The sequence below is a fragment of the Providencia sp. genome (genome assembly GCF_003533305.1).
Classification (GTDB): Bacteria; Pseudomonadota; Gammaproteobacteria; order Enterobacterales; family Enterobacteriaceae; genus Providencia.
The window spans coordinates 127,938-135,146 of record NZ_DOEH01000006.1; the positions used below are offsets into that span (position 1 = coordinate 127,938).

General features: G+C 40.5%; 7 protein-coding genes and 1 riboswitch. Of the genes, 5 read left to right on the forward strand and 2 right to left on the reverse strand.

The genetic code is table 11. From position 1 onward, the window contains the following. Positions 1-61: 61 nt before the first annotated feature. A riboswitch (M-box (ykoK) riboswitch) is annotated at positions 62-234 on the forward strand. 73 nt (positions 235-307) lie between these two features. Beyond that, the gene (locus tag DD649_RS02280; protein ID WP_294103179.1) at positions 308-1,378 is read left to right on the forward strand and encodes a magnesium transporter; all 1,071 of its coding nucleotides are present in this window, start codon (positions 308-310) and stop codon (positions 1,376-1,378) included. A 44-nt stretch (positions 1,379-1,422) separates the two neighbouring features. On the opposite strand, the gene DD649_RS02285 is transcribed toward DD649_RS02280, so the two are convergent. Then, complete coding sequence (locus DD649_RS02285) at positions 1,423-1,950, reverse strand: SprT family zinc-dependent metalloprotease (protein WP_294103197.1); 528 nt, start codon at positions 1,948-1,950, stop codon at positions 1,423-1,425. 128 nt (positions 1,951-2,078) lie between these two features. On the opposite strand from DD649_RS02285, the gene DD649_RS02290 reads away from it, so the two are divergent. From DD649_RS02290 to DD649_RS02300, 3 genes are read left to right on the forward strand one after another with little or no spacing between them, the layout of a single operon-like run. Beyond that, positions 2,079-2,405, forward strand: a complete 327-nt coding sequence (locus DD649_RS02290; RefSeq protein ID WP_294103181.1) for a metalloregulator ArsR/SmtB family transcription factor — start codon at positions 2,079-2,081, stop codon at positions 2,403-2,405. A gap of 1 nt (position 2,406) precedes the next feature. After that, on the forward strand, positions 2,407-2,844 hold the full coding sequence (locus DD649_RS02295; RefSeq protein ID WP_294103183.1) for a YeeE/YedE thiosulfate transporter family protein: 438 nt from the start codon (positions 2,407-2,409) through the stop codon (positions 2,842-2,844). Positions 2,845-2,849: 5 nt separating this feature from the next. Further along, a complete protein-coding gene (locus DD649_RS02300) occupies positions 2,850-3,260 on the forward strand; it encodes a DUF6691 family protein (RefSeq protein ID WP_294103185.1) in 411 nt (136 codons plus the stop codon). A 172-nt stretch (positions 3,261-3,432) separates the two neighbouring features. On the opposite strand, the gene metK is transcribed toward DD649_RS02300, so the two are convergent. Then, the gene (gene metK / locus DD649_RS02305; protein WP_294103187.1) at positions 3,433-4,584 is read right to left on the reverse strand and encodes a methionine adenosyltransferase; all 1,152 of its coding nucleotides are present in this window, start codon (positions 4,582-4,584) and stop codon (positions 3,433-3,435) included. A gap of 694 nt (positions 4,585-5,278) precedes the next feature. On the opposite strand from metK, the gene speA reads away from it, so the two are divergent. Then, the gene (speA, locus tag DD649_RS02310; protein WP_294103190.1) at positions 5,279-7,183 is read left to right on the forward strand and encodes a biosynthetic arginine decarboxylase; all 1,905 of its coding nucleotides are present in this window, start codon (positions 5,279-5,281) and stop codon (positions 7,181-7,183) included. Positions 7,184-7,209: the final 26 nt, after the last annotated feature.

The following is a 7,209-nucleotide window of genomic DNA, read 5'->3' on the forward strand; positions in this document are numbered from 1 at the left end:
GACTTATTTAAAAGCTAGTAATTAATCATTAAGTGGGTATAATTTGCGCCGCATCCAAAGTGCAGTAACTCGTTAGGCGAGGCTCCTATACAAACATAGGTTACTGATCTGACGACGTCGAGAGACGCCCAAGATCAGGACAGGATATATCGACCGAAGGTATATCCCCATGTAACTTCCTGTATTAATCAGGATACGTTGTATAGTGCTAAAACCGAGACGAAGAGATAGCAATCGCATTCTCTCATCTGGTTTCGCCCCTATGTGAGTACTGTTTGAGTAACCAACAGTAATAGGGACTAAAAAAATGACATTCACTACCCAGAACAAAGCGGGCACTGTAGCAATTGCACAGTCCGCAGTGAAAAACGTACGTCAAAAAAACAATCATACCCAGCAACCTAAAATTGATGATACAACCGTTAGTGCTTATATGAGCCAATCATATTTGCCAGTTTCGGTTGCTGACTCAATTGCTAGCGTGAAGATTAGTTTAATTGAACACCTCGAAGGCGAACAAATTCCCACTTATTTATTTGTTGTCGATAGCGATAATTATTTAAATGGTATTCTTTCAGTTAAATCATTATTAGCGGCTTCAGAAGATTTATTAGTAGCCGATATTATGCGACACAATTATTTCTCCGTCTCGCCTGAGCAATCTCGTCATGCCGTTTATGATCTGATTAATCATAGTGGTCTAGATATGATACCAGTAGTTCAATTCGGTAAATTGATGGGTGTTTTGCGACCGCAAGATATTGCTGAACTGATTGAAGATGAGAATACGCTTGATGCTCAATTGCAGGGTGCGACAACGCCACTTGATGAACCTTATTTAACCACTAGCCCAGTTACTTTATGGCGTAAACGTGTAGTTTGGTTATTAATGCTATTTGTCGCCGAAGCTTATACAGGTACTGTTTTAAAAGCATTTGAAGAACAATTGGAAGCAGCGATTTCACTCGCATTTTTTATTCCATTGTTAATTGGAACCGGTGGTAATAGTGGTACGCAAATTACCTCAACTTTAGTGAGAGCAATGGCACTCGGCGAAGTGAGTTTACGTAATTTGGGTACGGTGCTGAGAAAGGAAGTTTCGACATCTTTTTTAGTTGCAATCACAATTGGTGGCGCGGCATTGATTCGAGCTTGGATACTAGGCGTCGGCTATGAAGTTACTATTGTTGTCAGCTTAACTATTGTTGCTATTACGGTGTGGAGTTCGATTGTTGCTTCAATTATCCCAATGGTACTGCAAAAATTGAAAGTTGATCCTGCGGTGGTTTCTGCACCATTTATTGCAACATTCATTGATGGTACGGGTCTTATTATTTACTTTGAAATTGCAAAACTTGTGATGACAGAGTTTGCTTAAAGAGTTTGCTTAAAGACACGCCCATAATTTAGTGCGGCAGAAGACTAATTTTCTGCCGCAACCTCATTTTTTCTTCGCAAAATTTCCCCGCACTTTTTACACAAATACTGGTTCTCGCCTCGTACCACTTTATTATGTCTTCTAATAGTTAATTCATGATTTGAAGGACATGCGCAATGGTAGGTAAATGTTTTACTTTTTACTGTGCTGACGGAAAAATTATGAGTACGGCTTGGGCTTACTTCAAGCACATTTTGCATCATCCATTTCCATTCATTGCCATGAGGTAAAATACCCTTGCGTCCATAAACACGATAAACCAGTAAATGGGCCAGTTCATGAGGAACAACCTCATCAATAAAGTTATCAGGGTTTTCTATCAATAATATTGGGTTGATACGAATTTCCCATTCTTTGAGATAAGCACTGCCTGCGGTGGTTCCTCGCTGCTTATAGTTAACGATAGGCTCTGGAAATTTTTGTTCCAATTTTTGCTCTGCGAGGGCAATTTTGGCTCGCAGTGTCTGCATGACACGCTGTTGTAAAAAGATAGGGACTCGAATTGTTTTTATCCTATAAATTGTTTTTATTTTATAAATAGTACGCGATGGTAATTATATCTAGCTAGCAATAATTGACATTTAATATATTAAAAAATATATTGTAATTATATATAACATAGCCAATGTTTGTGGGTAATATGAATAATAACACATCAGAAGCACAACTTAGTGCAATGAAACTGGCGGCGATTCAAACCGCAGCGCGTTTAAAAATACTCGGAAATCCTGATCGGTTAATCATATTATGTCAGTTAACTCAGGGGGAAGCATGTGTTAGTGAGCTCGAGGAGACCTTGGGTATTCTACAGCCGACTTTATCACAACAGTTAACGGTATTGCGTAATGAAGCGTTTGTTGTCACACGTCGTGAAGGAAAACGTATTTATTATGCTATTGCGGATGAAAAATTGTTCATATTATTGAACACATTATATCAACTTTATTGCCCTGTTCAGGAGAAATAAAATGACTATCGATTGGGCTCATTTTACACCTTTGTCGGCTGCACTCGGCGGGGTATTGATTGGTTTAGCTGTCGCATTATTATTGGTTTTTAACGGTCGGATAGCAGGTATTAGCGGTATTTTAGCCGGTATATTGAAACCAATTAAAGGGGATACCGGATGGAAAGTCGCATTTATTTTAGGGATCATGATAGCGCCGTCATTATTCATTTATTTCGCTTATAGTCCAGAGGTTGTGATAACGACAAGTATGCCAATTTTAATTCTTGCCGGCTTATTTGTTGGATTTGGTACTCGTTTAGGTGGCGGCTGCACTAGTGGTCATGGTATCTGTGGTATGGCTAGATTCTCCCGTCGTTCAATAGTCGCAGTACTGATTTTTATGGTTGTGGCTTTTATTACGGTTGCTATCTCTAATAGTTATGGACTAGGGGGATAATAATTATGCCAATTCTTATCGCATTAATTTCAGGTTTATTATTTGGATTAGGACTCATTATTGCAGGAATGGGGAATCCCGCTAAAATCCTCGCTTTCTTAGATATAACCGGTAATTGGGATCCATCTTTGCTGGTGACTATGGCCGTTGCTATGGCGATTAGCGGCATTGCTTTTGCGTTAGTTAAAAAGCGTAAAAGCAGTGTATTAAATTGCCCAATTCAAATTCCAACCAATCAAAAAATAGACGTAAGTTTAGTGACCGGAAGTGTTTTTTTTGGTGTGGGTTGGGGACTTGCCGGTATTTGTCCGGGACCTGCATTATTATTGACTGGAATGGGGATTATCCAGGGTGTTATTTTTACCCTAGCGATGATTGCGGGTATGGCTATTTTTCAATTTAGTCAAAAAAATTAGCTAGATAAATAATGATAATAAAAACAGTAAAATAGTTTAGCGGATCGTTTAGTTGATAGTTTGATATGAGCTAGATAAACAAAAACCCATCCTAGGATGGGTTTTTAGTTGAGCGATAGAATGTTAAATATAGCTCAATAAAACAGTCAATTAAGCGTACTTAAGCAGCGATTTATAAACCCGCGGCTGCACGTAAGATTTCTGCTTTATCTGTCTTTTCCCAAGGGAACAGGGAACGACCAAAGTGACCGTATGAAGCGGTTTGTTGATAGATTGGGTGCAACAAGTCAAGCATTTGAATTAGGCCGTAGGGACGTAAATCAAAGAATTCACGCACTAGCGTAATGAGTTGCTCTTCTGAAACTTTACCAGTACCAAAAGTTTCTACCATAATGGATGTTGGTTCAGCAACACCGATAGCGTAGGACACTTGGATTTCACAGCGATCTGCAAGACCTGCGGCAACAATGTTTTTTGCTACGTAGCGTGCTGCATAGGCTGCTGAGCGGTCAACTTTAGAGGGATCTTTACCTGAAAACGCGCCGCCACCATGACGAGCCATACCGCCGTATGTATCAACGATAATTTTACGTCCGGTTAAGCCGCAGTCTCCCATAGGTCCACCAATAACAAAACGGCCTGTTGGGTTAATAAAGTATTTAGTTGCTGATGAAAGCCATTCTGCGGGTAGCACAGGTTTGATGATTTCTTCCATCACGGCTTCATGCAAATCTTTTTGATGAATATCTTCAGAGTGCTGAGTTGATAAAACAACCGCATCAATACCGACAATTTTATGGTTATCGTATTTAAATGTGACCTGACTTTTTGCATCTGGGCGTAACCACGGAAGTGTCCCATTTTTACGCACTTCAGCTTGGCGTTGCACTAAACGGTGAGCAAACGTAATCGGTGCTGGCATTAATACGTCAGTTTCATTTGTAGCATAACCAAACATGATACCTTGGTCACCTGCGCCTTGCTCTAATGGGTTTTCACGGTCAACACCTTGGTTAATATCTGGTGACTGTTTACCAATAGCGCTCAATACAGCACAAGAATTAGCATCAAAGCCCATGTCTGAGCTGGTATAACCGATTTCACGAACGGTTTTACGTGTAATTTCTTCAATATCAACCCAAGCACTGGTGGTGATTTCTCCTCCAACCATTACCATACCTGTTTTGACATAGGTTTCGCAGGCAACGCGTGCTTTCGGGTCTTGTTCAAGAATAGCATCAAGGACTGCATCAGAAATTTGATCAGCAATTTTATCCGGATGCCCTTCTGATACAGACTCAGAGGTAAATAGGTGTGTGGCCATTAGATTGATACCTTAAAAATTCGCAGAATTATAATTGGATGTTTTAACATCTAGACGTCTATTTATCTATTTTAGTATCATACCGTAAAAAATTCTAGCTGTTTTTATATTAAAAACGAAGTGGGGCATAAAATGGCAATTCGCAAAATATTATCTCGATTCATGCAATTTGGTTTTGCATTTTTGGTCTAATAGATGTATAAACTGCGACCGTAACGGATGGTTCTTGTTTCCCGTTATATACCAGCAGAACACACAAGTTATCTGCTATCTATCAGGAATGTTTATAATCTTTTGAATTTCAATGAAAAACATGCTGAAAACACAGCTAAATTGAAGTTTTAAAGTATAAACAGTTATATTGGGGGTTAATGGGCTATGATCCATAATCTACTGAATAACAGTGTCCAACCGTCATATGCGGATCGCCGCGTGACATTGGCTTTTACTTTCCTGTCTTTTTTTACTTCATCACGAAGTTACCGTCACACCTATCTTATGTCCTTAAATCTTAGTCAGTAATTAGCTAAGCTTAAGGGCATATATTGTCACCGTTTAGAAGTTCTAAGCACTTTTAATTTAAATCTGAGTATAGCAATTTCCCTAGCATAACCGCCTAGCGGTATCATGTCTTTGACTGATATTTGACTGGAAAGAGAACGCGTCACTCACCCCTCCATACTAGGAGTTTATAATGAATGATAATATCGCTCGCAAAATGCGCCAGACGTACAACATCGCGTATTGGGGCGGAGGTTACTATCAGGTGAATGAACGCGGAAATGTCTGTGTTTGCCCTAACCCTGAAAGTCCTGACACCGTTGTTGATTTGGCTGAACTTGTTTATCAAGTGAAAGAAGAGCAACAGAGTCTGCGTTTACCTGCACTATTTTGCTTTCCGCAAATTCTACAACATCGTTTACGTTCGATAAACGCAGCCTTTAGGCGTGCCCGTGAGTCGTATGGCTATAAAGGCGATTACTTTCTGGTCTATCCCATTAAGGTTAATCAACAGCGTCGTGTGATTGAATCTCTTGTCAATTCAGGAGAGCCTTTAGGACTAGAAGCTGGCTCTAAAGCTGAACTCATGGCAGTGCTCGCGAATGCGGGACGTACTTGTACTGTGATTGTCTGTAACGGCTATAAAGACCGTGAATATATTCGATTGGCACTTATTGGTGAGAAACTGGGTCATAAAGTTTACCTCGTCATCGAAAAAATGTCCGAAATCGAAATGGTGCTTAAAGAAGCTGAAAGCTTGAATGTAACGCCTCGTTTAGGTGTTCGTGCACGTCTCGCATCTCAAGGTTCAGGAAAGTGGCAGGCGAGTGGTGGGGAAAAATCAAAATTTGGTTTAGCCGCGACGCAAGTTTTGCAGTTAGTCGAAATTTTACGTAATGCGAATCGCTTAGATAGCTTGCAATTATTACATTTCCATCTCGGATCTCAGATGGCGAATATTCGTGATATTGCGACAGGTGTGCGAGAGTCGGCGCGTTTCTATGTTGAGTTACATCGTATTGGCGTCAATATTCAATGTTTTGATGTAGGTGGCGGTCTGGGTGTTGACTATGAAGGCACTCGTTCCCAATCTGATTGTTCAGTTAACTATGGGCTAAATGAATATGCCAATAACGTTATTTGGGCAATTGGTGACGCCTGTGAAGAATTTAATCTACCTCACCCAACCGTTATCACTGAATCGGGTCGTGCTCTTACTGCGCATCACACGGTCTTAGTGTCTAATGTTATCGGGGTAGAGCGTAATGAATTTACGAAAACCTCTGCGCCAAGTGAAGATGCGCCACGCTCACTGATTTCTTTGTGGGAAACGTGGGAATCAATGCAGCATCAAGGTAATAGTCGTTCACTACGCGAATGGTTGCATGATAGTCAATTTGACTTGCAAGAAGCGCATACCCAATATGCTCACGGAGTATTAGATTTAACTCAACGTGCTTGGGCAGAAGAGCTATACCTCAATATTTGTCGTCGTATCCAGCAAGACTTAGATCCAAGCAACCGAGCACATCGCCCGATTATAGATGAGCTACAAGAGCGTATGGCAGACAAATTCTATGTGAATTTCTCTTTGTTCCAATCGCTACCGGATTCGTGGGGTATTGATCAAGTTTTCCCAGTATTACCGATTGAAGGCTTAGATAAACCTTTAGACCGACGAGCTGTCGTACTTGATATTACCTGCGATTCAGATGGCATCATCGACCACTACGTTGATGGCGATGGCATTGAAACCACAATGCCAATGCCAGCTTATGACCCAGAAAAACCACCGATGATAGGTTTCTTTATGATAGGCGCCTATCAAGAAATATTGGGTAATATGCATAATTTATTTGGTGACACCGCAGCAATAGATGTATGGGTAGACAGCCAAGGCAATGCGCGTTACTTACAAAGTGAAGAAGGTGACTCTGTCGCAGACATGCTGCAATACGTCAAATTAGTTCCGGAAGTGCTATTAGAAAGCTTCATTGAGCAAGTAAAAGGCAAAGGTCTGAGCGAGCAGTTACAAAAAGACTTTGTAGAAGAATTTGAAAATGGGTTGTATGGTTATACCTATCTCGAAGATGAGTAAATGCTCGTTATATTTCGCACTATAGC